Source organism: Thermococcus celericrescens (genome assembly GCF_001484195.1).
Taxonomy (GTDB): domain Archaea; phylum Methanobacteriota_B; class Thermococci; order Thermococcales; family Thermococcaceae; genus Thermococcus; species Thermococcus celericrescens.
This window is the reverse complement of the sequence record NZ_LLYW01000035.1, coordinates 67,479-91,145: the sequence shown is the minus strand read 5'-3', so window position 1 is coordinate 91,145 and position 23,667 is coordinate 67,479. Positions and strand designations below refer to the sequence as shown.

Genomic DNA, 23,667 nt, shown 5'->3' with positions numbered 1-23,667 from the left:
CCACCTCCAGTGAACATAAATATACATGTGCTCATGTTTATCCCCTCAATTGAGGCTTCTCTGGAGGTTAAAAAAGCGTTTTTAAACCCGAAAATTCTAAACCAAAGGTTGAAACGGTTTTGTTTTCGTATCATGTGGGATATAAAACAAAAGAGTTTATTCTTTTTTCTGGTCACGCCGGAATCTAAGTGTGCATTTCTGATTTTAAGGCTCCAGAACCTTTAGTTTTGGAAATACGGTTTTGGAAAGTCCTTTAAGTGGAGTTATCACAACTTCTGAATGAACATAAATGATGATATGTTCCATCGTGTTCATCACTGGGAGGGAGCTGGATGCGCACCATCGTCACGTGCTTTCACTGTGGCATTGGTTGCCGGATGGGGGTGAAGAAAAAACATTCACGTCCCCATGAGATAAATTATCTTCGAGATTTGGACGTCCCTAATGGCTCCGGCAAGCTCTGCTCGCGGGGAAATCTGATGTTCGAACCTGGCGTTGGGAATAACCGAATAAAACGCCCTATGAGGGCTTTGGAGGAAGGAAAGTTTGTTGAGATTAGCTGGACGGACGCCCTTCGTGAGGTTGGTTTTCAGTTATCTAAATACGCCCGCGATGACCCTGAGATGCTTGGTTTCATAGGTGGAGAGATTGTATCAAATGAGTCGGCGTATCTATTTCAGAAGCTTGCCAGGTTGCTTGGTACCAACAACGTCGATACAACCGCCTCCCTTTCCCATGGGGTTTCGATTAGGGCGGTTCTTGAAATGGACGCGTGGGGCCACTGGGCAACCTTTACGGATATCGACGGGGCAGACCTGATCATAGTCTGGGGAGCAGATCTGGCGGGAAATTACCCGGTACTGCTCGGGAGGATTGCCAGGGCAAGAGAGCGTGGGGCGAGGGTAATTCTCGTGGATCCTGTAACCGGGAGAACATCGAAATTTGCCGATTTCCACCTTCGGCCCCTGCCGGGTACGGACGTCTTCCTCGCGCTCTCCATTATGAACCACCTGATAAAAACCGACGAACGCTTCGGAGCAGTCCTTCCGGAGGACGTCCTAAGACTCGTATCGAGGTTCCCTCCGTCGTATGGAGAGGAGCTGACGGGGATTCAGGAGAGGGTTATAGACGCCGTTGCACAGGAAATCCTCAGATCCTCTCGTGGAATCATTCTCTGGGGTTCAGGAGTTACAATGAATGAAAACGGTGCCTCCTGCGTGAGGACTCTAATCACGCTCACCTTCATTTCAGGAATGAAGTTTCTTCCCATCTCGAGGTACGGGAACTCCCAGGGTGTCCTCGACATGGGACTCATTCCCGACCTGCTCCCGGGTTATACCCCCTGCGGTGAAAGAGGGGATTTTCAGAAGGCATGGCTTGTTGAGGGTCTGAATCCTAATCCCGGGAAATCGCTTGCTGAAATGTTGAATGGCGGTATTGATGTGTTCTACATCCTCGGGGCGGATTTAACCCGCCATATCCCGGGTGCCATCGATACCCTGAGGAACGCGGAATTCGTTATTCTGCAGGACTCGTTTATGACCGAGACGGCCAAGTTTGCCGATATAATCCTTCCAAGTGCTCTTCTCTACGAGGAAGGCGGCTCGACGACGAACTTCGAACGAAGGGTTCTGTGGTGTGGAAAAGCCAAAAGACCTCCCGGTGAAGCGCGGGGTGCGGTTTCGATTCTTGGGGAGATTGGAAAGGCCATGAACCTCCCAAGCTTCGGTTATACCTTTCCCGAAGAGGTGCTTAGGGAGATAAGCCTTCTTATTCCGGAATATCCTGGGCCGAGGAAGCTAGTGGGGATTCCAGAAGGTGTTTTACTCGAAAGACCTCCCGGGGCAAAGCGAAGGTTTGCCTCCGTAATTCCATCCAGGCCTCCTGAAGGGGAGATACTTCTCATTCGGGGGCATTCCGGTCGATTTATGCCTGGTTTACTGGCCGGGAGAATGGGGGAGACTGATACCGCCCTCATAAGCCCCGAGGATGCATCGCGCCTCGGCGTTTCAAGCGGCGACAAGATTGCGATTGAAGTCGGGGACAACAAGATAGTTGTAAGGGCTAAAATCTCAAACCGCACGCTTAAGGGAGTCGTTGTGGTGCACTGGGACCTTGTGCGGGCCGCATTGTCGTTAGGGCCCCTTAGGAACTTTTTGGTATCCAAGGCCTGCCCCTGCAGGATTCGGAGGGATGAAATGTGAAGAAGGTGTTCATTGACTTCAGGAGGTGCATAGGTTGCGGCTCCTGCGAGGCGGCCTGCGCGAGGGAGCACAGCGGGAAGCCGAACATATCCATCGTGCAGACGTCCGAACTAATGATGATGTCCTTCAACTGCCGTCACTGTGAGAATGCCCCCTGCATGCTCATCTGTCCAGCGAGGGCGCTTTACAGAGACGAGGACGGGGCCGTTCGCGTTAAATACCATGAATGCATTGGCTGCATGCTGTGTTCTATTGCCTGTCCCTTTGGAACACCGCGTTTTGACGAACGCCTCAAGGTCATGGTGAAGTGCGACCTCTGCGCCAACCGGAGGGCGGAGGGCAAGCTTCCAGCCTGCGTTGAGACCTGCCCAATGGATGCGCTGATTCTAGCCACCGAGGAGGAGATAGTGGGGATGAAGCTGAAGGAGGCTGCCGTCAGGAGGGAGGAGTTCATCAGGAAAGTTGAAGACATGATGGGGTGTGGGCCATGATTGCGCTCGTACTCTCTTCAATAGCGCTCGCCTATCTCGGGGTTGTATGCTTCGTGCTCGATGACAGGAGGGCAGACACGGTAATGCTCCCCCTGCTCTGGTTGTCTTCCCTGATTCAGGTTCTTGTTGCGACGGTGTTTTACCGCTCCCCAGACCCGATTCACGCTGTGTTCCTTGACATGAATGGATTTGGGGAGGTTTACGGCCTTAGGGTAGACGGCACGAGCGTCTTCACGGCGTTTGTTGTTTCCACGGCAGGGGCGGTGTTTCTGACCTATGCCGTCCGCTATATGGATGAAAAGAACGTCGGCCACCCACACAGGGGGCAGAAGGGCCGGTTCTACGGCTGGATGATGCTGTTCCTTGGTTCAACGCTGGCTTTCATATACTCCTCCACGGTGCTCCAGATGCTAATATTCTTTGAGCTTATGAGCCTCGCGTGCTGGGGTGTTGTGGGGTTCTATGGCAGTAAAAGGGCGGAACGGGCGGCGCTCAAGGCCCTGCTGATTCCCAACTTCGGGGCCATAATCGGCTTCTACACAGCGGTGGCGTATGGAATCAAATACGGGGACCTTGGGCTTGACTTCCTGGGAGCACTTCCTGAGAGGGAGAAGATGATACTGTTCCTGTGCTTTATGGTGGCCGCGTTTACCAAGAGCGCCCAGTTTCCGCTCTACTCGTGGATCCCGGACGCAATGGAGGCCCCGACCCCGGCAAGTGCCTTTCTCCACGGTGCAGCCATGGTAGAGATGGGGGTCTACCTTCTGATAAGGGTCGTCCGGTTCATGGAGCCCCCAGTCACCGTTTTCTACCCCATGGCGTTGATTCTCGTGGCAACCCTCACCGTTGCAATGCTCCAGTATCCAAGGCAGAGCGATGCCAAGAAACTGCTGGCGTATTCCACGATAGCGGAGTGTGCCATAATGTACACCGGTGTCGCCATTGCCATCCTCGGAAACCCCCTCGGAATTAAAGCCGCGCTCTTTCAGCTGATGAACCACGCTTACCTCAAGGGACTGGCCTTCCTGACGGCTGGATCGTTTACCTACTACTACGGGACGCTGGACATGGGGAGGATAAAGGGCCTGAAGGAAACCCCCCTCCTGGCATACTCATGGAGCTTTTCCCTACTTGGACTCGCGGGCCTGCCCCCGTTTGGGGTGTTCTTTAGCAAGCTCTACATATACCTCAACGCCGGGAAGATGTACGATGTCCCGCTCGGAATCCTGCTCCTCCTCGTGGTTCTCGCGGATTCGGTAGTTCTTCTGTACTCAGCACTGAGGAATATCAACTCCATGATATTCAGTGAAGGGGAGCCGAGAAGGGTGGACGGAATCGTAAGTGGGGCACTGTGTTCGCTTATCCTCCTCTCTCTCACGTCTGCATTTATTGGCTACGCCCTTCTGGGGGTGGTACAATGATATTTGCGCTGATGTTTCTCCTGGCTATCATCGTAGGACTGGTGTCCAGAAACTCAAAGGTAGTGAGCGTTCTCTCGGCGCTCGCGTCCATTTCCCTGGTGGTTGAGGCTACTGGGGGAATTGTCTTCCACGCCGCCATCTCAGGAATCACCGTTGCCTTTGCCACCGATGAACTGTCCAGGTTCTTCGCCATACTCGTGGGGGTGGCGGGCTTTGCTGTCTCCGTGTACTCGCTCTCCTATATGGGCAGGAGGCACCTCGTGACCGCAGCATACCCCCTATTTGTGCTTTCTATGGCCTTGATAGTCCTCGCCAGGGACTTCCTCACTCTCCTGATTTTCTGGGAGCTGATGACGGCCGCCTCCTACGTCCTCATCATGTATAACCACGAGAGGAGGGAAACCCTGAGGGCCAGCGTCGTGTACCTTGTTGCAATGCACGCCCTGAACACTGCACCCCTGATTATAGGGCTGGGCTATGTCTACAGTCATGCGGGAACCCTCGACTATTCGGCGCTAAGCGGTACTGTAGTTCCCTCATGGGTAATCTGGGCATTGACCGTGGGGTTCCTAGCAAAGGCGGGCATTTTCCCCCTGCATTTCTGGCTCCCTGAGGCCCATCCCGTTGCACCGAGTAATGTTTCGGCACTCCTCAGTGGGGTTATGCTCAAAATGGCGGTCTATGGGATGTTAAGAACCTTGGAAACGTTCGGTAGGGCGGGTTCAATAGCAGTCCCGCTTGTGGTGCTCTCAATCGTCACAATCGCCCTCGGTTCGTTGCTGGCACTCAACCAGAAGGACATCAAGAGGATGATGGCCTACTCAAGCATCGACAACATGGGGTACATATTCCTCGCCATTGGGGCGTACCTGCTCCTTTCGGGGGAGCTCAAGGAAGTGGCCATAACAGCCGTCCTACTGCACTCCTTCAACCACATGCTGTTCAAGAACCTCCTTTTCATGCTCTCTGGCAACATCCTCCACGCAACAGGAAGGAAGGACACGGGCATCAGGGGGCTCTCAAGAGAGATGCCTATCACGTTCGGGCTGTCAATCGTTGGAATCCTTGCAGTGTCAGGTGTACCCCCCCTGAATGGTTTTGCGAGCAAGTGGCTGATTTACAGGGCGACATTCCTATCGAAGAACCCTCTCCTGGTGGCGGGCGGTGCAGTTGCACTCCTCGGGAGCGCGCTCACCCTGGCGGCCTACCTCAAGCTTTACCGTGTGTTTACCTGCGAGCCAAACGTCGAAGCCGAGGAGGCTCCCTTACCAATGCTTCTTGGCGAGGGGATTCTTGCGGTCCTCTGCGTTGTGGGTGGTGTTGTTCCCGGTATGCTCCTGCGCCCAGTGGGCCTTCCATACCCAGCAACGCTTGACCTCCCGCTCTTCACCCTGATAATAGCTGTGCTCATTGCGTCCCTGCTCGTGGCACTGCCTCCCCGGGCAAGGGAGAGCGGAGTCTGGACCAACGGGGAACCCGTAGAGGAGTTTGAGATAAAGCCGGAGCACATGTACACCGGCGTTTCGGGGGCAGTGCAGAGGATCTCGGCAGCGGGAGACAGAATCCAGTCCCTGACACTATCCGGGAGCAGGTTCTACCGTTCGACTGGAGGGGGTTACATTGACGAGGCACTGTTCATGCCGCTGATCAGGCTCTCCTGCGGGTTCGGTGCATGCTTCAAGGAGCTGTCGAAGGAGCTGAACGGGATGCTCGCGACAACTTTCCTCGTGCTCGTGGCGATGGTAATCGCGTTCCTAGCCTTCGTGGGGGTGATAGGATGAACGCTCAGGACGCCGCCCCAATCATCGTGCCTCTGATGGTCCCTTTCATTGATGGGGTTGCAAGAAAGGTCCGAGCAGTGATTCAGAAGCGTGTCGGCCCATCGATTGTCCAGAGCTGGTACGACCTGCTGAGCTTTTTGAGGATAGAATGTAACTCCCCCGTGGATTCCCTGACATTCAGACTGGCCCCCTACATCGCCTTTGCGAGCGCCATAGGGATGCTCCTGTTCCTGCCCTTTGGAGAAAAGGCACCCTTCGGATTCGAAGGGGACGTCATAGCCTTTATCTACGTCTTCACGATGTTCTCAGCCGCTGTCGTGATGGGGGCTCTGAACGTTCCCAGCTCCTACACATCTGCCGGTGCCGGCAGGGAGGTCACGATGTCCATAGTGTTCAAACCGCTTTTCGCGGTTGTTATTGGAATATTCGCGATGAAAACCGGTGCTTTAACCATAGAGGGCATGACGTCAGCATTAAAACCCTCAATATCAGTACTCGGCGCATACCTTCTGCTGATTTATCTGACGTACGTTGAGGCTGGTTTCGTGCCGTATGACATAGCCGAAGCGGAAACGGAGCTCCTCGGTGGTCCCCTTGCTGAGTACAGCGGAAGACTGTTTGCAATTATGTTGTGGGCGTTCCAGATAAAGCGGTTCGCCATGATATGGTTGCTGGCGTCAATGCTCGTCCTTCCATTCGTGAGCGGTAGTACTGTGTTACTGTTCCAGTGCGGTGCGTTTGCACTCCTTTTCCTTGGAATGGTCGTGTATGAGGCGATGAGCGCCCGTTACCGCATCGATCAGGCCGTTAGAAATGGGGCCATGGCCTTGACCCTCGGAATTTTCTTCCTGCTCGTTGGATGGATGGGGTGGTAATATGATAGAGGAGTTTGAGGCTAGGTTTGGGCCGATCCTTGAAAAGAGAACTCTCGGCGAGAAAAAAGCGCTGTACACGATAATGGCGAGGCCAGAGGACTTTCAGAATATGGTTAGGTCCCTTCTCGCTGGGCAGAATGTAAGGCTCTTTACAATGGTTGGGACTGACGAAAGGGCGGTCGAAGATGCATTCAGCATAACGTACTGGTTCGCGGATACCTCTAAGGGAGAACTCCTGGGCGTGAGGCTATACGTCCCTGAGGACAAGCCGGTGTTTCCGAGCGTGGCCCAGTTCCATAGGGGCGCTCTATGGTTCGAGAGGGAAGTTCAGGATCTTCTCGGCGTTGAGGCGGAGGGTCTGCCGGATCGGAGGAGGTTGATACTGCCCGACGACTGGCCGGAGGGTGTTTATCCCCTCAGGGAGGACTTCAAGTACTCGGAAAGCCCGCCGGGCGAGAAGAGGTATCCCTACGCCCGACCTCCCGAAGGCACGAGTGTCCACGCGATAGGGCCGTACCACATCGCCCTCGACGAGCCGGCGCACTTCAGACTCTTTGTCAGGGGGGAGGAAATTGTAGGCGTCGATTACAGGGGCTTCTACTCCCACAGGGGAATTGAAAAGCTCGCGAGGGGCAGGCTGAACTACAACCAGGTGTGCTTCATAGCCGAGAGAATCTGCGGGATATGTGGTTTCTGTCATTCAACGGCCTACGCCCAGGCAATAGAGGAGGCCGCCGGAATAGAAGTTCCTGAGAGGGCCGAGTACATCAGAACACTGCTTCTCGAACTTGAACGGCTCCACTCCCACCTCCTGTGGGTTGGTGTTGCGGCACATCTTGTGGGCTTTGACACCGCGTTCATGGAAGTCTGGCGTATAAGGGAGAGGGTCATGTGGCTGGCTGAGAGGCTAACCGGGAACAGAAAGACCTACGGGCTCGTCGTCGTTGGAGGCGTGAGGAGAGACCTCCTTGATTACCGAAGGGAGCTTGTGGAGAGGGAACTCGATGTAATGAGGAGGGAATTCAACGATGTTGTGGAGTTCCTCCTATCCTCCGGCGGGTTCGTCAAAAGATGTGAAGGGGTTGGAGTGCTGTCAAAAGAAAAGGCGCGGGCCTGGGACGCGTGTGGGCCGGTTGCAAGGGCGTCTGGTGTGGACTACGACGTCAGGAGGGACTTTCCCTACGCTGCATACAGGGATTTGAGCTTTGAAGTTCCGGTCGAGACGGAAGGGGACGTTCTGGCGAGGGCCACTGTTAGGATAGAGGAGGTACGGCAGAGCATCTCACTAATTGAGCAGATTCTCGACGCGATGCCCGGCGGGGGCATCTTAGCGGACTTTGGGGATATCCCGGAGGGAGCGGAAGGCATCTCCGCCGTGGAGGCCCCCAGGGGTGAGAACGTACACTACATCCTGGCGGGGGACAGAAATACCATCTACCGCTGGCGCGTGAAGGCCGCCACATACAACAACCTGCAAACTGTGCCGGACATGCTCGTCGGTTACACGATAGCGGACGCACCTTTGATTATAGCCAGCATCGACCCGTGTTACTCCTGCACCGAGAGGGTTCAGGTGGTTGATATCGAGAGTGGAAAGTCAAAGGTGGTGCGGCTGGGGGTGGGAATTTGCCGGTGACCAAGGCGTACCCATTCGAGCCCGAAGAGGCTCCTCCGGAATACAGGGGCATCCCCCGGATAGACCCCGTGCTCTGCATAGGTTGCGGTGCCTGCGCCAACGCTTGTCCGCCGAACGCGATACTGAGGATAGACGACCCCGAAAACGGGACGAGAAGGATAGTGCTCGACGTGGGCAGGTGCATAAGGTGCGCCCGCTGCGAGGAAGTCTGCCCGACGGGTGCGGTCAGGCTCACCGCGGAGTTTGAGGCCGCCACCGATGACAGGAACGATCACGTGGAGATTGTTGAGCTGAGGCTCGCCAGGTGCAGGGGCTGCGGGAAGTATACCTGCTACACTGAAAGGCAGGTGGAGAAGGTACTGTCTCTGATTCCGAGGGGAATCCTTGACTTTGACAGGGTGAGGGAAAAACTCCCCCTCTGTTCCGAGTGCAAGCTGAAGCTGACGGTACTCAATGCCACCAAGTTCGGGGAGGTGGAGCCGTGATGAAATCCCTTTGGGTCTTCCACGTGAATACCGGGGCCTGCAACGGCTGCGACATAGAGATACTAGACGTGCTCATCCCATACTATGACATAGAGAGGCTCGGAGTAAAGCTCGTCCCAACGCCGAGGCACGCCCACGCCCTCCTGGTCACCGGACCCTTAACGAGGCAGGCATACCATGCGGCCAAGATGGCCTACGAAGCCATGCCACCAAAGCCGAGGATTGTCATAGCCGTAGGAACCTGTGCGTGTTCCGGAGGGATATTTCACGACAGCTACGCCCTGAGGCGCGAGTACAGGGAGTCCCTTGAATACCCTCTGAAGGGTGGAACCTCAGAATTCCTGCCTGTGCACCTCTACATCCCAGGATGCCCCCCGAGGCCAGAGGAAATCCTCTACGGCATTGCGCTCCTCAAAAACATCGTGGAGAAAAAAGTTAGGGGAGAACTGTTCCGTGAGGGCACCTTCGTTCTCCCGAGGGAGAGCTTCAACGCGTGGGTAGAGGTCCTTCTCCGCGCAAGGATAAGGAAGGAGCTGGGCTATTTCGATGGTTACTCTCTGCTCAGACGCTTTATGGAACTCGTTGAAAGCTCCGAAAGCAAAGAAGAGTTGGAAAAACTCGTTGAGAAGACCATAAATGACGAGGGCGATTCTAGGCTCAGATACGGCCTTGAGAAGCTTTATTCCTACTATCTTGAGGTGGTGAGAACTTATGAGGGCATACTTGCTGCGAAGAGGGCGCTCGTTGGGCTTCCAAAATGAGGTCTCCCGGGTGCTGGACCACTTCGAGTCCAGTGCACTGGTTGAGGAGGTAATCTGCGAGATAAGCCCTGAAACCGCGAGTCTGCTGGAGAAAGGTGTCCTTGACATCGAAGCGTTCCCCAAGGAGGACAGGAGGATCGTAGAAAAACATCTGGAGGCCCTCAGGAAAGGAGAAATCACGGTGGGGTGGGTTCCTGATGTTTGAGCACACAATTCCCGTCCTGATGGCGCTCTACGGAGTTGCGGGGGTAGTCTATTTCATAAGGGTGCTACTGGGCCCCACGGTTCTCGATTCAATACTCGCGGGAGATTGTGTAAGCCTTGACGTCGCATTGATTGCACTCCTCGTAGCGGTGTACTACGAAAACAACCTGCTCGCGGGGGGAGCCTTCTTCCTTGTTCTCTGGGCGTTCGTGCTCGACGTGTTCGCGTCAAAGTACCTCGTTAAAGGGGAGGTGGGGGTATGATACTCTCGCTCATCGGGGTTGTACTGCTCATCGTAGGGGCAGTCTGTGATATATTTGGGGCCATCGGGATGCATCGCTTTGGAAACTTCTACCTAAGGCTCCATGCTGCAACCGTTGGTACGGTGGGGGGAAAGTTCTACCCCTTCATCGGGGCGGGCCTCATTGCTCTCGACAGGGGACTGCTCTCCGTGGCGGGGGTGGCTTTCCTGAGTGCATTCACCCTGTTGATAACGACATCCGTTGGGAGCCATGCGCTTGCCTACGCCGCTGAGAGGGCAGGGGTGGTGAAGATTGAGCACAACGAGCTTGGAGGGGATTGGGATGATTGAGCTTGCGGCCCTTGCCCTGCTCGGTTGCCTTGGGCTCGCATACCTTGTGGTCACGGAGAGGGATCTGCTGAGGGCCATCCTCTACACCGGGCTCTTTGGTGGTCTCGTAATCCTCGCAGCGTACACCCTCATGGCACCTGACATAGTACTCGCCTACGTTGCCATTTCCGTCGCTCTATCCACGGGCCTGATGGTGTTTCTCGTTAGCAAAACAACTCGGGAAGAGGTGGTGTGATTGAGGATCGCTGGAATGCTGGTGATCATGCTGATTACACTCTCCGCCGCATACCTGCTACAGCCCCACGTCGAAGGCATCGTCGGTGTCGGGGCGCTTGGTGAGTTCTACCTGGGGAACAGCTACCTCGGCGAACGTTCGGCCGGCTCGCCTGAAGTTGTCACGTCAATCCTGTGGGACTACCGCGGCGTTGACACGTACTTCGAGACGGCAGTGCTCTTTCTTGCCATAATAAGTGCGGTTTCGGTGTTCCGGAGCTTTAACGGGCCGAAATCCCGGGGAGAAGGGTTCACAGAGGTAGTTAAAACGGGGGTCAAGCTCGTAGCCTTCATCACGTTCGTGGCGTCTGCTTCGGTGGCGTTCCACGGGCACCTCACCCCGGGCGGCGGCTTCCAGGGGGGTTCAATGCTCGCCGCTGGTTCCCTGCTCATCATAGTCGGCTTCTCCAAGAATGCCCTTGAGAGGAACGGGATAACAAAGACGCGGGCACTTGGGATAAGAACCGCGGGGCTCTTGACCATAGTGTGCGTCGCGGTGTACCCCCTACTGAGGGGACTCCATTTTATGCAGAACCTGCCCGTTTATCCAGTCAAGGTGGGGGGACTCCTCGTGAGCGGAAGCCTGCTTCTCTATAATCTGGCCGAGTTCTTAGCCGTTGGGGCAGGGTTTACGATAATCTTTCTTCTCCTTGCGAATCCGGAGGAGGGATGGCAATGAGCCTCGCAGCGTCTCTGGTGATAACGGCAACGGTAGCCACCATGCTAATAGCGCTCTACGGGGTGGCGGTTAGGCCAAACCTCGTTAAGAAGGTGCTCTGCCTGTCCCTGTTCTCAGATATGGTGAACGTCCTTGTCATATTCCTCGGTTACAGGGACGTCAAAAACTCCCTTCCTCCGGTTTTAACTGAGTACTCGAGTGAAGGTGTGACGAAGCTCGTGGAGAGAGGCGTTGATCCGTTCCCTCAGGCGCTGACGATAACTGCGATAGTTATCGGCCTTGCGGTTACCGTCCTCATGGCCTATGGTGTGATACACATCCAGAGGAAATACGGGACGGTTGATGTCCGGAAGCTTGCGGGGTGGGAGGAATGAGGTCTGTCCCTGTGATGATTGCGGCGTTCGTAACCTACATCATCATAACTGGCTCGATAACAGCTTACGACATAATCACCGGTGCAGTAACTGCCTTTGCGGCAGGACTGCTCTTCGGGAAGCACCTCGTTAGTAACCCCAGCAAGGCCCTGAATCCGGCGAGATGGGTGCGCTTTGCGCTCTACTTTCTCAAGTACATCACGGTAATCGAGGCGAAGGCCCACGCCGACGTCATCGGGAGGATACTCAGTGGGGATGTCAGGCCGGGTATCGTTAAAGTGCCCCTGAACCTGGGAGACGAATACGCCCGTTTCCTCGTTGCCGCTTCAATCACCAATACTCCCGGAACCGTGACAGTCCACATGGACGATCATTGTGTGTACGTGAACTGGATAAGCGTCTCCACATCGGACCTTGAAAAACGCAGGGAGGAAATCCTCGAAGAGTTCGAGGAAAACGCGAAGAAAATCTTCGAGGGGGGAGGAGCATGAATCCATTAATACTGCCCGCGATTCCAATGGCTTTCGCCTTCATACTCCCCATACTCTCAACCATAATTAAGAGTAGGCGCTTTATCTTTGGCTACGCCCTACTCATTACCGGAACAACGCTCGTGATGGGGGTTGAGCTCTTCAGGGATGTCTATTCCTCTGAGCTCCCGTTAACCTATTCCTTCGGCGGCTGGAAGGCGCCGGTCGGCGTAATCTATGAGGTGGACAGGTTCGGGGCGGTTATGGTGCTCGTAACGGCCTCACTGATGTTCCTCACGGCGGTCTACTCGGTCCGCTACCTGGGTCGTGAGGACGGTGTGGAGTGGTTCTACACCCTTTACCTTGGCCTTGAGGCGGGTCTCCTCGGCATATTCATGACGGGGGACGCGTTCAATCTGTTCGTGATGCTCGAAGTGACGGCGATAGCATCATACGGCCTCGTGATGTTCTACACGGAGGACGGCTATCCCGCTTACTCTGGCCTCAGGTACGCGATAATAAGCTCCATAGGAACGACTCTCTACTTCCTTGCCCTAGTGCTGATCTACCGGGGGCTCGGCACAGTGAACTTTGCAGACATCTCTGCGAAGTTGCACGGAATTGGATTCCCAATATCAACACCCTTGAACAGCACTGTTCCCATCCTCGCCATTTCAATGGCGCTGATAACGTGGGCTTTCACGATAAAGGCCGCGATAATGCCGAACCATTTCTGGCTTCCAGGGGCCCATTCCGCGGCTCCAAGTCCGGTCTCAGCCGTACTGTCTGGCCTGGTGGTCAACGCTGGAATTTATGGATTTATGAGATTCCTCAGCCTGACTTATGTCCCGGAAGTTTCTCATATTGGCGATATCATGTGCACGCTACTCCTCATTCTCGGGGCGGTCTCTGCCCTTTTATCATCCATCGCAATGACCGTTCAGGACGATGTCAAGAGAATAGTAGCCTACTCAACAATACTCAATATGGGCTACCTGGCGATGGCCGTGGGAGCGAACAGCGAGGCCGGAACCGCCGGCGCAGTGTTTCACATGGTAAACCACGCGATAGCGAAAGCTCTCCTCTTCCTCGCGGTAGGGGTCTTCATCCATACGGCGGGAAGCAGGAAGCTGAATGAGCTAAAGGGGCTTGGGAAAAGTATGCCCTTCACTACGGTGAGCCTGGCGATAGCCACGATGAGCCTTGTGGGATTGCCCCCTACAAACGTTTTCTTCAGCAAACTTTTGCTTTACAGGGCCTACGTAGAGAAAAGCCCCGTTCTCGTTGCAGTACTTCTGTTATCAAGTCTATTTGCTCTGGTGAGCTATATGAGGATGCTTTACTGGCTATGGATCAAAAAGCCGGATGGGGAGGGGAAGGTCCATGAATCACGTTCGATGGTGGCGGTACTTGTGACGCTCGCCCTTGCGTGCCTGGTTCTCGGGGTACTCTCTCCAATTCTGGTCGATAGAGTTGTGAACCCTGCCGTGGCCCAGCTGAAGGACGTGGAGGGTTACATACGGGCTGCGCTCATCGCGGGGGTGAAGTAGATGATTGGAGAGTTCAGAAGGCACTACGGTGAAAACCTGCTCGGGATTGCACTCCTGGGCGAGACATGGCTTGTGGTTTCGAAAGAGGGGGACAAGGCGGAGCTACTCGCCGATGCCGCCGAAAAGTGGGAGGGACTGGACGTGATTGTGGTGCCGGCAAATTCCCTCCACAACCTCCATCCCGAGGTATTTGGTGACTTTCGAGTTCTTTACGACCCAGAGGGGATGATTTCCAGGACACTCAAGAGGATTGTGGAGATGAAAGGCGCCTACCCAACAGTATGGAACCTAAGGCTTATTGATGTTATGGAGGTGGAAAGATGAGCGGAATGCGGTTTGCATTTCTGTGCAAGTCCCGGCCAGAGCCTAGCGGAAAGAAGGTGGCCATAGTGGGGGCCGGTCCTGCCGGCTTAAGCGCTGCAGGTTACCTCGTCTGCCAGGGACACGAGGTGCACGTCTACGACAAGCTCCCCGAGCCTGGGGGTTTGATGCTCTTTGGAATCCCCGAGTTCAGGATTCCGATATACCGCGTTAGAGAGGGCTGTGGTGAGCTCAAGGATCTCTTCGAGGTCAAGTTTTTCCCCAGGACCAAGGTGGTCTGCGGTGAGTGTGGACATGAGGCAGGAGACGAGTTCGTTGAGAAGACTGTGCACATAGCGGAGCTTAAGGAGAATTACGACGCGGTGCTGATAGCCACGGGGGCATGGGAGCCATGGACACCCGAACTTGAGGGCGCTGAACTTCAAGGGGTGTATCCCGCGCTGGAATACCTGTTCAGAATAAAGAGCGCTAAGCTCGGACACATGGAGTGGACGGACATAATACATCCTGAGAGCAAGAAAATACTCGTTGTTGGTGCGGGACACACGGCGGTGGACGCGGCCCTTGAGAGCGTTCTCCTTGGGGCTGATGAGGTATACCTCAGCTATCGGAGAAGCATAAAGGAAGCCCCCGCCGGCCCGTATGAGATACATCAGCTCATCCAGAGGGGGGTTAAGTGGCTCGAAAAAACCATGCCCGTCAGAATCATAGGAGATGGAAAAGTAAGGGCCGTCGAGATGGTCAGGATGGAGCTTGGTGAGCCCGATGCGAGCGGAAGAAGGAGGCCAGTACCTGTTGAAGGCTCGGAGTTCAGGTTGGAGGTTGACTACGTCATATTTGCCGTGGGGCAGACCCCCACACCGCCTGCCGGAGAGGGCGTGGAGATAGCCAGGGACAAAAAGGGCAGAGTGGTCGTGGATGGGAGACACATGACGAGCGTTGAGGGCATATTTGCCGCGGGAGACGTCGTCACAGGCCCGTCGAAAGTAGGACAGGCTGTTAAAGATGGTCTCTACGCCGCGAGAAGCATGCACATGTGGATGATGGGGGGTGAGTGATGTGGCAAAGAAGATACTCCACGTTGATTATAGCCTCTGCATTGGCTGTGAAACCTGCCAGGGGGTGTGTGATTTTATCCACGATGGAAAGCCCAACATAAGGATATACTACACTGTTTCGGGCCTTCCGGTGCCGATAAACTGCCGCCACTGTGAGAGGGCCCCTTGCCTTGAGATATGTCCCGTTGGAGCGATATCTAAGGACCACGAGGGGGCGGTGATAATAGATCCCGGGAAGTGCATAGGCTGCCTGATGTGCCTTGCCGTCTGCCCGTTTGGAGTTCCGAGCTTCAACGTCAGAATCCGTGTGGTGACCAAGTGCGACATGTGTGCCGCGAGGAGGGCCGAGGGCATGGAGCCAGCGTGCGGGGAAATGTGCCCCGCCGAGGCAATATTCTTCGGCGAATCTGGGGAGATTGAGGACAGAATAATGAGAAGAACCGCGGAGAAGATAGCAAGAGAAAGGATATCCTCCATGAATTTGGAGGGGGTGGGGAGAATGCTTTAGCGGTCTGTTTTTAATTTGTTTAATTAAACATCATAATTTACCCATCATGGGTTGAGAAAACAAAACATCTTTCTGACAATATTGTCGTAACATTTATAAGTGCTTATTCTGATTAAACGTTCGAATATTGCGATTATAGGTCCAAATATCACACCTTAAGTTACAAACTTATGGTTGTATACATTTGGTCCAAAAAAACCTTTTATTGGGCTTCTACTATATACGAATGAGTACATTTGGAGGGTCTGCGATGGTGTGGGAATCCCACGTTTCGATAAACCAAGTCTTCGAGATGAGGTGCAAAACAACCAACTACTTTGGTCTATGCGCCATACACAAATTTAACGATATTGTCCGGGAGCTTAAGGGGAAGGGCGTGGACAAGGTTATCCTCGTTACTGGAAAGAGTTCCTACAAGAAGTGCGGCGCATGGGACGTTGTCAGGCCTGCCCTCGAGGAAAATGGCGTTGAGTATGTTCATTACGACAAGGTGGGGGCCAACCCAACAGTTGACATGATCGACGAGGCGGCTGAGATGGGAAGAGAGTTTGGGGCTCAGGCTGTCATAGGCATAGGTGGCGGCAGCCCTATCGATAGTGCCAAGAGCGTTGCGATTCTGCTGGAGTACCCAGACAAGACCGCCAGAGACCTCTACGAGTTCAGGTTTACCCCGGTAAAGGCCAAGCCAATAATAGCGATAAACACAACCCATGGAACCGGAACCGAGGTTGACAGGTTCGCAGTGGCTTCGATTCCTGAGAAGGAGTACAAACCGGCCATAGCTTACGACTGCATCTACCCCCTTTACGCAATCGATGACCCAGCACTAACAACAAAGCTTCCTCCGGAGCAGACCCTGTACGTGACCATCGATGCACTCAATCACATCACCGAAGCTGCCACAACCAAGGTAGCCAATCCATATTCAATACTTCTCGCCAAAGAGGCTGCGAGGCTGATATTTAACTATCTCCCAGAGGCTCTCAATCATCCGGACAACCTGCAGGCAAGGTATGCCCTGCTCTACGCCTCGGCCATAGCTGGAATAAGCTTCGACAATGGTCTGCTTCACTTTACGCACGCCCTTGAGCACCCATTGAGCGCAGTCAAGCCGGACCTGCCCCACGGCCTTGGCCTTGCAATGCTCCTTCCAGCGGTAATCCGGCACATCTACCCTGCCACCGCGAAGGTACTTGCCGAGGTGTACAGGCCGCTCGTCCCCGAGGCCAAAGGTGTCCCGGGAGAGGTGGAACTCGTCGCCAGGAGGGTGGAGGAGTGGCTCTTCAGCATCGGCATCACTGAAAAGCTCGCGGATGTCGGGTTCACTGAGGCAGATGTTGACAGGCTAACACAGCTGGCCATGACGACCCCGAGCCTTGACCTGCTCCTTTCCATGGCCCCAGTGGAGGCTACCCGGGAGAGAATAGCGTCTATATACCGTGATTCACTTTACCCTATCGGCAGAGGATAAGGAGACGCTTTCTTCTACCCTTTTTGATTTAATTTATATTCTATTTGCTTTATGAGTATTTTATTTTTAACCTTTGGTTCAAAAAATCTTTTTATTAGCTGGTTTGCAGGTCGAATTGAGAAGAAAATCGGGGGAGATCATTTTGGGGGGAATTGAACTCGGCAAAGTCTGTCGGGTATCCGGGGATGCAAAACTTGTAATGTACGAGGAGGGGGGAGAAGTCCAGGACGCCCTTTTCATATCCACCGCCCCAGTCAGGGGATTTGAAAAAATGGTCATCGGGAAGAGCCCATTCTTCGTTGTGGAGGCTGTCATGAGAATATGCGGCCTATGCCACGCCTCTCATGGCATAGCTGCAGCGGAGGCCATAGAAAATGCAATTGGAGTAAAGCCTCCTAAAAATGGAGTGCTCCTGAGGGAGGCACTTGGGCTCATCAACAGGATTCAGAGTCATCTACTCGAATTCCTCATGGTGGTCCCCGACTTGGTAGTGCCTGAAGAGCGGGAGAAGTTAATCCTCAGGCTGATTGATTTCCACACAAAAATCGGCGACTTTCTGCTAAAACTCGGGGGGGCCATGACCCATCCACCCAATCTCACGGTTGGAGGCATAAACCCCGTCCCCAAGTGGAGTGTATTCAATAACCTCAAGGCCAGACTACCCAAGACGCTCCGCTCGTGGAATGAGCTGGCACACCTGCTAGTTGACGAGGACATTCAAACTGATGTTGCGATGGAGTTGAGGGAAAAGAAACTCGATAACCGGTATCTATCCAGTGGACTCTTCTACGGCGATAGATTCAACATCGATGTTCGTAAGATAAAGCTGATTCCATACTACGAATTCCGGAAAGATAACCCCAGTTCCAAGGAATCGACTACCATGATAGCGATGTACAAGGGGAAACCCGTTGAAGTTGGCCCCAGGGCCAGGTTGAGTACCTATCGGGAAAAGAGCTATTCGACGCTCTACGACCTCCACACTGCGAGGGTTGATGACGTCAGCATTGCACTCCATAGATTGAGCAGTATCCTGGATTCCCTTGATATGAAGGAACCATTCAGGAACCAGAACATTGTTTTTGGACCGGGTAAGGGCGTCGGTGTCTATGAGGCCCCGCGGGGAACTTTGGTGCATATTGTTGAACTTGGAGAGGAGGGAAGGACACTCTATTCGAGGATAGTTGTCCCTACGATGTTCAATATCCCCGTCATGGAAGAATCCGTAAAGGGGTTAAGTGTTGAGGCTGCTGAGGCCGTTGTGAGGCTTTATGATCCATGCATCCCATGTACAACACACGTTGCCAGGCTAAGGCGGTGAGACTATGGAAAGGATTGATGTTCTCCACAGGGATTTTGGTGGATGTGCAGGATGCAGTGTGAGCATCGTGCGTGCATATCCTGAAATCAAGGATATCGTCAAACTGGACACTCCATATATGGTGGACAGGTACCCCCAATCGGACGGTTACAACGTTGCGGTCATCACCGGGGGTGTGTGCGTGAACGAAAGGGAAATACTTGATAAACTCAAATATATCCGGGAAATCTCCGATGTTGTCGTTGCCTACGGTTCGTGTGCCGCATTCGGCGGAATCCTACGCTTCTGTCGTGGTGGTCAAGACCCCCGACCAGACCACAGGAGCTTTCAGCCAATAAACAGCATTATAAAGGTCGATTACTCCATTCCGGGCTGCCCCCCAGCGCCGCTGATGCTCCAATCCTTTTTCAGATTTTATCTCCATGAAGACGAACGAAGACTGGAGCTTTTTAGAATTTGCGGAAGTATAAAGAAACTAAGCGGTTTTGACCTTTTGGATGATGTAGTACTTACTGGCCTCTGCATCGGCTGCGGGGCATGCGAACTATCCTGTCCCACCCATGCCCTCAAGCTGGTAGATAAACGGCCAAATCTCGTCCAGGAAAGGTGCATACGGTGCGGGACGTGCTATATTCGATGTCCCCGGGCCACTCAGATTTTAACACTTGGAGGTGGTTCTGATGATCAACGTCGCTGACTCCTTTGTAGGACACGTACTCAACATTTACCTTGCTAAGGCGACTGATGGGGAAGTCCTCAACACAAAAGTGGCAAGCGGTGGTGCTGTGACTGCCATCTTGAACTATGCCCTTGACGAGGGCCTTATAGACGGTGTTGTCACTGCAAAGAGAACCAACGGACTTGAGGGCAACGCCGTGGTCGCAAGAAGCAGGAAAGAACTCCTGGCAACGGTAGGCAATAAATGGAGCATTGTGCCCTTTGCATCCCGGATAAAGACAAAAATAGAAGAAAATAACCTCAATCAAGTCGCTGTGGTCTGTTTGCCCTGCCAGGCACAGTTCTTTGGTCAGATGAGGGACTTTCCAATGCTGGAGACGGACTTCGGTGAGAGAATTGAATACATCATAAGCCTGTTCTGCATGGGCACCTTTGCCTTTGAGACCTTCATAAACTACCTACATATGAATCATGGTATAAAGGGACGAGATGTGAGGGATATAGTTCTCAGAGGAGACGTTATAGAGGTTCATCATCCCAGAGGAGTTCTGAGACTCTCGATCAGGGAAATTTATCGGTATCTCCAAGTTGGCTGTTTGGTATGCACAGATTACACTGGCAGCTGGAGTGATATCTCCGCTGGAGTCGTTGAGACGAAACCGGGTTGGACGATACTCATTGCCAGAAATAAAAAGGCTGATGAACTTATAAAAAATGCCAAAAAACGCGGCTATATAGAAGTTAGAGATGGTTATCCGTTTATTGGGGATGTAATCACTGGAGCCAGGGAAAAGCTCGCTCGATCTCAGAAGAACATGATGTGCCTATTCTAACGCTCCGTTCTTAATGTTACTTTCTCTTTTAAGAGCCTGTCACCGGTTTGAGCATGTACTGGGTTATCCCCTCGACATCTTATCCAGCTTCAGCTGACCTCCTCTCCGCCGTGAAGGGCAAGGGTTCGGCTTAACCCCTCGCTAAGGGCGAAGAGGTTTGAGGGTCTTCATTTAGACCCAAGTTAAAGCAGGTCTTCGACCCCTTGGGGAGGGTCTTCCCCCCGTTACCCCTCCTCTGAGCGTAAAGCCCGCTCAGACTCGGGGTTATCGTTTTTAGGGTCTTCTTTAAGATATTGAAAGCTCCAACCAAGTCCGCGTTGAAGATAAGTCCCGTTGCGGGACACTTAAACAATCCCCTAACAAACCTCGCCCCCTCGTGGGGCTTCCCGCAAACGGGACAAGTTTTCGAAGTGAAAGCCTCATTAACAACCTCAACCAGAATACCATACTCCTCGGCCACCTCCTTGAGCCGTTGAATCACAGTATTGAAACGCCAAACGTGGGAGAGGATAAAATTCTGCTTTTTACCCCCATCAGAGTTCCTGGCAATTCCTTTAGGATAACCGATGATAATTCTCGAAACTCCGAGGTGATAAAGTCTCTCGACTGTCTGCCTTACGGCGGTATTAATGTAGTGTTTCGCTTGAAGCTTAGCCTTTTGATGCATTCTAGAGAGTTTCCTACTCTTTTTAGCTCCACTCTTATTGAGTTTTGACTGGTAATCGGCTATCCTCTTCCTCCAGTAGAAGGCTATTGACTTCAAAGGCCTTCCATTGACCAAGAAACTCTCCCCGTTCTCAACGTAAACGGCCATAAGATTGTTAATCCCAAGGTCTATTCCAGCGGAGAGGTTTCCTAATGGTTGTCTTGGGAGCTTGACCCACTCTTGACCATAAAGCCTTTCCTCCACCGTGTATGAAATGTGAGCATACCATTTCCTTTTGATTGGGTCAAAAGTCATCTCTAACCTTCCCTGTTTGCCCTTCAAGTGTATTCTCCCTTTGAACGGGACTTCCAATCTTTTGAACTTTCCAAGACCCTTGAGGATTAACTTGTTCCCCTCAATCCTGTATTGGTCTCTCCTCAGAACTATTAATCCGCCTTCCCTGATGTAGTTTGGTGGTTTTGGTTTGAGCCAGTTGGGGGGGTTCTCCGTTCCGTTTGTTCCTTAGGAGGGAGAAGAAGCTTCTCCAGCTTTCGGCGTTTTTCCTGCAAATTTGCTGGACTGTTGCCGAGCCTATCTCCTTCTTGAACTCTTCATAAACTATTTTCTCTTTTGAGGAAATCAATGGGTTTTCTTCAAAGAATTCTTGTCTCCTAAGGTAGTTCACCCTGTTCCAGACTTTGGAGCTGATTAGGACTAACTCTTTGAGTGTTTTTTCCTGCTCTTTGCTCGGCTGGAGTTTAACGGTTACTGCTCGCCTCATTTCAAAAGAAGTTTAAAAGAGTTAGCTTTCCCGATTACAGGCTATTTCTTCGATTACTACACCCCCGCCCTAAAGGGCGAAGCTTTCAAAAGAAAGAAGTACAGGATTATCATGAAGATGGTGATGTAGTAGCTCCACTGGAACGGTATGACGCCCATTATTCCCATAGTATAAACGACGGTCAGGACGAGCACGATGACCAGCAGAATCCTGTAGAACGTCTTTCTCTCCATGCTCCCACCCGAAGAAAATGAGGGAGGGAACCTTTTAACGGTTGCCCAGAAAAAATGAAAACTCAGCCGGAGGCGGAGGTAGTCGCGTTGCAGACGAGCGGCTGCGGCTGGAAACTGAAGGCCTCCGGATGGAGGTACTCCGCTATCTCCTCAAGCCCGTGCATTATCCTGGGGCCCGGTCTGACGACGAGGTTCTCGTCGCTGAGGACGTAAACGCGCCCGTTCTTGACCGCGTCCACCTCGGAGAGCGGCCCGGAGCAGAGGTCCTTCGGACTTATCCCCGCGTTCGGCGAGATTATTATGACCTCCGGGTTCCTGGCGATTATCTGCTCCTCGCTCGCGGCCCCCCAGCCGTTGACGTCGTTGAAGATGTTTTCACCGCCGGCAAGGGTTATGAGGTCGTTGACGAAGGTTCCCGCTCCAGCCGTCCAGTAGCCGTTGTAGTAGCTGAGGATGAAGAATGTCCTTGGCTTTGACTGTCCCGCCACGGTTGAGGTGACGTAGCCGACTGTTGCTTGCATGTCCGCCACCGCTGCCCTGGCCCCTTCCTCGCGGTTGGTTATCTTTCCAAGGAGCTCAAGGGCGTTGTAGATTGCGGTGATGTTCTTGGGGTCCACCACAACGACGGGGGCTATCCTCTCCAGACTCTCCATTATATCCATGGAGAATCCGTCCACCAAGATCAGATCCGGTTCCAGTGCGGCTATGGCCTCGAGGTTCGCGTACTTTCCGTAGCCTCCCACCCTGGTGATGTTCCTCACAGCCGGCGGGAAGTCATCGTAGTCGGTCACTCCGACGACCTTGCCTCCTGCACCTATGTAGAACAGGCTCTCCGTTATGCTGGGAGCGAGGGTGACTATCCTCTCCGGCTCGTCGTCGATCGTGACGGTTCTCCCCGCGAGGTCTGTGACCGTGAGCGGGTAGCCCACTTTAAAGGCGTCCGGGTGCAGGAGCCTTGCAACCGCCTCGAGTCCAAGGACAACGCGGGGACTCGGGTGGATAAGGTCGTTCTCGTTCTCGATGACGTAAATTTTTCCATCTTGGGCGGCCTTTATGCTCGCGAGGGGGCCGCTGTAAACGTCCTGGACGCTCATGCCGCAGTGTGGGGTGAGGAGCACCACATCGGGGTTCCTCTCTATGACCTGCTCCGGACTCACGGTCGGCCAGCCGGTCGTATCGTTGAAAATGTTCTCTCCGCCCGCCAGTTCTATGACGTCGCTGATGAAGGTTCCGCCGCCTGCGGTCATGAGCGGGCTGTTCCAGACCACGTAGAAAACGCTCACACGGGGTTCATCCTTAACGGTGGAGCTTATCGTGTTTATCTTTGCTTCGAACTCTGCCGTCGCCTTCCTGGCGCCCTCCTCCGCGTTGAAAACTGCTCCCAGGAGGTCAAGGGCCCTTGGGATGTCGTCGATGCTGTGTGGATCAACCACGAGAACTGGGGCTATCTTCTGGAGGTCCTCGAGGATCGTCATAGAGTAACTGTCCACCAGTATCAGGTCGGGGTTGAGCGATGCTATCACTTCGAGGTTGGCGTACTGACCGTAGCCGCCCACGCGGGTGACGTTGGCAACTCCCGACGGAAAATCATCGAAGTCCGTAACCCCGACGACTCTGTCAAAGAGACCGAGGTAGTAGAGGTCCTCCGTGATGCTCGGGGCCAGCGTCACGACGCGCTCAGGAGGTTTCTCAATCGTGAGGGTTCTGTTGGCAAAGTCAACAACGGTGATTGGGTAGTGGGGGTCTCCGTCTGCGTGGTTTCAGTCGGGGTCGGTGAGTTTGTGGTGGTCTGTGCAGTACCCGATGAGCTCGATGTTTCGGGGACCGTCGTGGTGCCCGTTTCGGTCGTTCCACCGCCCAGGCATCCAGACGCCACGACCGCTCCGATGAGCAGGGCCATGAGCAAAACCGCGGTCTTTTTCATTCCAACCACCTGGATTATTTGTCCACTGATGGTTGGGCCGGGGGTATATAAACTTGTTGGATATTTTTGCCACGGAGGTTAGAAGAGGGGAATGCAA

At 53.7% G+C, this 23,667-nt stretch carries 25 protein-coding genes and 1 pseudogene; 23 read left to right on the top strand and 3 right to left on the bottom strand.

The features are described from left to right. Positions 1-479: 479 nt before the first annotated feature. The 23 genes from APY94_RS10160 to APY94_RS10050 all read left to right on the top strand — a co-directional run bounded on the left by APY94_RS10160 (position 480) and on the right by APY94_RS10050 (position 19,986). A complete protein-coding gene (locus APY94_RS10160; protein WP_169791814.1) occupies positions 480-2,204 on the top strand; it encodes a molybdopterin oxidoreductase family protein in 1,725 nt (574 codons plus the stop codon). Beyond that, entirely contained in the window at positions 2,201-2,695 is a 495-nt protein-coding gene (locus APY94_RS10155; RefSeq protein ID WP_058939516.1) for a 4Fe-4S dicluster domain-containing protein, read from the top strand. Before APY94_RS10160 ends, APY94_RS10155 begins: the two co-directional genes overlap by 4 nt. Continuing rightward, positions 2,692-4,116 carry a hydrogenase 4 subunit D gene (locus APY94_RS10150; protein WP_058939515.1) on the top strand — a complete coding sequence of 475 codons (1,425 nt, stop codon included), beginning with the start codon at positions 2,692-2,694 and terminating at the stop codon, positions 4,114-4,116. The genes APY94_RS10155 and APY94_RS10150 overlap by 4 nt, the downstream gene beginning before the upstream one ends. After that, the gene (locus APY94_RS10145; RefSeq protein ID WP_058939514.1) at positions 4,113-5,897 is read left to right on the top strand and encodes a proton-conducting transporter transmembrane domain-containing protein; all 1,785 of its coding nucleotides are present in this window, start codon (positions 4,113-4,115) and stop codon (positions 5,895-5,897) included. The genes APY94_RS10150 and APY94_RS10145 overlap by 4 nt, the downstream gene beginning before the upstream one ends. Beyond that, on the top strand, positions 5,894-6,772 hold the full coding sequence (locus APY94_RS10140; protein ID WP_058939513.1) for a respiratory chain complex I subunit 1 family protein: 879 nt from the start codon (positions 5,894-5,896) through the stop codon (positions 6,770-6,772). Before APY94_RS10145 ends, APY94_RS10140 begins: the two co-directional genes overlap by 4 nt. A gap of 1 nt (position 6,773) precedes the next feature. Next, positions 6,774-8,408: a hydrogenase large subunit gene (locus tag APY94_RS10135; RefSeq protein WP_058939512.1), complete on the top strand. Its 1,635-nt coding sequence runs from the start codon at positions 6,774-6,776 to the stop codon at positions 8,406-8,408. Beyond that, entirely contained in the window at positions 8,405-8,893 is a 489-nt protein-coding gene (locus APY94_RS10130) for a 4Fe-4S dicluster domain-containing protein (RefSeq protein WP_394325673.1), read from the top strand. The genes APY94_RS10135 and APY94_RS10130 overlap by 4 nt, the downstream gene beginning before the upstream one ends. Next, positions 8,893-9,654: an NADH-quinone oxidoreductase subunit B family protein gene (locus tag APY94_RS10125; protein WP_058939510.1), complete on the top strand. Its 762-nt coding sequence runs from the start codon at positions 8,893-8,895 to the stop codon at positions 9,652-9,654. The genes APY94_RS10130 and APY94_RS10125 overlap by 1 nt, the downstream gene beginning before the upstream one ends. A 10-nt stretch (positions 9,655-9,664) precedes the next feature. Next, the gene (locus APY94_RS10120) at positions 9,665-9,859 is read left to right on the top strand and encodes a hypothetical protein (protein ID WP_245610461.1); all 195 of its coding nucleotides are present in this window, start codon (positions 9,665-9,667) and stop codon (positions 9,857-9,859) included. Beyond that, positions 9,852-10,121, top strand: coding sequence for a monovalent cation/H+ antiporter complex subunit F (locus tag APY94_RS10115; protein WP_058939508.1), 270 nt, complete (start codon positions 9,852-9,854; stop codon positions 10,119-10,121). Before APY94_RS10120 ends, APY94_RS10115 begins: the two co-directional genes overlap by 8 nt. Beyond that, positions 10,118-10,450: a monovalent cation/H(+) antiporter subunit G gene (gene mnhG, locus APY94_RS10110; protein ID WP_058939507.1), complete on the top strand. Its 333-nt coding sequence runs from the start codon at positions 10,118-10,120 to the stop codon at positions 10,448-10,450. Before APY94_RS10115 ends, mnhG begins: the two co-directional genes overlap by 4 nt. Next, a complete protein-coding gene (locus tag APY94_RS10105; protein WP_058939506.1) occupies positions 10,443-10,685 on the top strand; it encodes a hydrogenase subunit MbhD domain-containing protein in 243 nt (80 codons plus the stop codon). Before mnhG ends, APY94_RS10105 begins: the two co-directional genes overlap by 8 nt. Further along, a complete protein-coding gene (locus tag APY94_RS10100) occupies positions 10,686-11,402 on the top strand; it encodes a Na(+)/H(+) antiporter subunit B (protein ID WP_157065525.1) in 717 nt (238 codons plus the stop codon). It begins immediately after the preceding gene. After that, positions 11,399-11,776, top strand: coding sequence for a sodium:proton antiporter (locus APY94_RS10095; RefSeq protein WP_058939505.1), 378 nt, complete (start codon positions 11,399-11,401; stop codon positions 11,774-11,776). Before APY94_RS10100 ends, APY94_RS10095 begins: the two co-directional genes overlap by 4 nt. Beyond that, positions 11,773-12,267, top strand: coding sequence for a Na+/H+ antiporter subunit E (locus APY94_RS10090; RefSeq protein ID WP_058939504.1), 495 nt, complete (start codon positions 11,773-11,775; stop codon positions 12,265-12,267). Before APY94_RS10095 ends, APY94_RS10090 begins: the two co-directional genes overlap by 4 nt. Beyond that, positions 12,264-13,796: a proton-conducting transporter transmembrane domain-containing protein gene (locus APY94_RS10085; RefSeq protein WP_058939503.1), complete on the top strand. Its 1,533-nt coding sequence runs from the start codon at positions 12,264-12,266 to the stop codon at positions 13,794-13,796. The genes APY94_RS10090 and APY94_RS10085 overlap by 4 nt, the downstream gene beginning before the upstream one ends. Then, on the top strand, positions 13,797-14,120 hold the full coding sequence (locus APY94_RS10080; RefSeq protein WP_058939502.1) for a hypothetical protein: 324 nt from the start codon (positions 13,797-13,799) through the stop codon (positions 14,118-14,120). Then, positions 14,117-15,175 (top strand): FAD-dependent oxidoreductase, encoded by a 1,059-nt coding sequence (locus APY94_RS10075; RefSeq protein ID WP_058939501.1) that lies wholly within the window; start codon positions 14,117-14,119, stop codon positions 15,173-15,175. Before APY94_RS10080 ends, APY94_RS10075 begins: the two co-directional genes overlap by 4 nt. Position 15,176: 1 nt before the next feature. Further along, positions 15,177-15,683, top strand: a complete 507-nt coding sequence (locus APY94_RS10070; RefSeq protein ID WP_058939500.1) for a 4Fe-4S dicluster domain-containing protein — start codon at positions 15,177-15,179, stop codon at positions 15,681-15,683. Positions 15,684-15,909: 226 nt separating this feature from the next. Next, a complete protein-coding gene (locus APY94_RS10065; RefSeq protein WP_245610460.1) occupies positions 15,910-17,154 on the top strand; it encodes an iron-containing alcohol dehydrogenase in 1,245 nt (414 codons plus the stop codon). A gap of 115 nt (positions 17,155-17,269) precedes the next feature. Beyond that, a complete protein-coding gene (locus APY94_RS10060; RefSeq protein ID WP_245610459.1) occupies positions 17,270-18,475 on the top strand; it encodes a nickel-dependent hydrogenase large subunit in 1,206 nt (401 codons plus the stop codon). Positions 18,476-18,479: 4 nt separating this feature from the next. Beyond that, a complete protein-coding gene (locus tag APY94_RS10055) occupies positions 18,480-19,172 on the top strand; it encodes an NADH-quinone oxidoreductase subunit B family protein (protein ID WP_058939498.1) in 693 nt (230 codons plus the stop codon). Then, complete coding sequence (locus tag APY94_RS10050; RefSeq protein ID WP_058939497.1) at positions 19,156-19,986, top strand: Coenzyme F420 hydrogenase/dehydrogenase, beta subunit C-terminal domain; 831 nt, start codon at positions 19,156-19,158, stop codon at positions 19,984-19,986. Before APY94_RS10055 ends, APY94_RS10050 begins: the two co-directional genes overlap by 17 nt. A 130-nt stretch (positions 19,987-20,116) precedes the next feature. Here APY94_RS10050 and APY94_RS10045 read toward each other — a convergent pair. The 3 genes and pseudogenes from APY94_RS10045 to APY94_RS10040 form a co-directional block, all read right to left on the bottom strand. Next, positions 20,117-21,413, bottom strand: a pseudogene (locus APY94_RS10045) (RNA-guided endonuclease InsQ/TnpB family protein). A 56-nt stretch (positions 21,414-21,469) separates the two neighbouring features. Further along, a complete protein-coding gene (locus APY94_RS13410; protein ID WP_169791813.1) occupies positions 21,470-21,646 on the bottom strand; it encodes a hypothetical protein in 177 nt (58 codons plus the stop codon). A 62-nt stretch (positions 21,647-21,708) separates the two neighbouring features. After that, on the bottom strand, positions 21,709-23,316 hold the full coding sequence (locus APY94_RS10040; protein ID WP_245610458.1) for an ABC transporter substrate-binding protein: 1,608 nt from the start codon (positions 23,314-23,316) through the stop codon (positions 21,709-21,711). Positions 23,317-23,667: the final 351 nt, after the last annotated feature.

Bases quoted from the DNA above. Each gene is read 5' to 3' on its own strand.
- APY94_RS10150 (WP_058939515.1), top strand. From the start codon at position 2,692: ATGATTGCGCTCGTACTCTCTTCAATAGCGCTCGCCTATCTCGGGGTT.
- mnhG (WP_058939507.1), top strand. From the start codon at position 10,118: ATGATACTCTCGCTCATCGGGGTTGTACTGCTCATCGTAGGGGCAGTC.
- APY94_RS10135 (WP_058939512.1), top strand. From the start codon at position 6,774: ATGATAGAGGAGTTTGAGGCTAGGTTTGGGCCGATCCTTGAAAAGAGA.
- APY94_RS10055 (WP_058939498.1), top strand. From the start codon at position 18,480: ATGGAAAGGATTGATGTTCTCCACAGGGATTTTGGTGGATGTGCAGGA.
- APY94_RS10105 (WP_058939506.1), top strand. From the start codon at position 10,443: ATGATTGAGCTTGCGGCCCTTGCCCTGCTCGGTTGCCTTGGGCTCGCA.
- APY94_RS10160 (WP_169791814.1), top strand. From the start codon at position 480: ATGTTCGAACCTGGCGTTGGGAATAACCGAATAAAACGCCCTATGAGG.
- APY94_RS10075 (WP_058939501.1), top strand. From the start codon at position 14,117: ATGAGCGGAATGCGGTTTGCATTTCTGTGCAAGTCCCGGCCAGAGCCT.
- APY94_RS10085 (WP_058939503.1), top strand. From the start codon at position 12,264: ATGAATCCATTAATACTGCCCGCGATTCCAATGGCTTTCGCCTTCATA.
- APY94_RS10095 (WP_058939505.1), top strand. From the start codon at position 11,399: ATGAGCCTCGCAGCGTCTCTGGTGATAACGGCAACGGTAGCCACCATG.
- APY94_RS10065 (WP_245610460.1), top strand. From the start codon at position 15,910: ATGAGTACATTTGGAGGGTCTGCGATGGTGTGGGAATCCCACGTTTCG.
- APY94_RS10115 (WP_058939508.1), top strand. From the start codon at position 9,852: ATGTTTGAGCACACAATTCCCGTCCTGATGGCGCTCTACGGAGTTGCG.
- APY94_RS10050 (WP_058939497.1), top strand. From the start codon at position 19,156: ATGATCAACGTCGCTGACTCCTTTGTAGGACACGTACTCAACATTTAC.
- APY94_RS10145 (WP_058939514.1), top strand. From the start codon at position 4,113: ATGATATTTGCGCTGATGTTTCTCCTGGCTATCATCGTAGGACTGGTG.
- APY94_RS13410 (WP_169791813.1), bottom strand. From the start codon at position 21,646: ATGGAGAGAAAGACGTTCTACAGGATTCTGCTGGTCATCGTGCTCGTC.
- APY94_RS10140 (WP_058939513.1), top strand. From the start codon at position 5,894: ATGAACGCTCAGGACGCCGCCCCAATCATCGTGCCTCTGATGGTCCCT.
- APY94_RS10125 (WP_058939510.1), top strand. From the start codon at position 8,893: ATGAAATCCCTTTGGGTCTTCCACGTGAATACCGGGGCCTGCAACGGC.
- APY94_RS10090 (WP_058939504.1), top strand. From the start codon at position 11,773: ATGAGGTCTGTCCCTGTGATGATTGCGGCGTTCGTAACCTACATCATC.
- APY94_RS10080 (WP_058939502.1), top strand. From the start codon at position 13,797: ATGATTGGAGAGTTCAGAAGGCACTACGGTGAAAACCTGCTCGGGATT.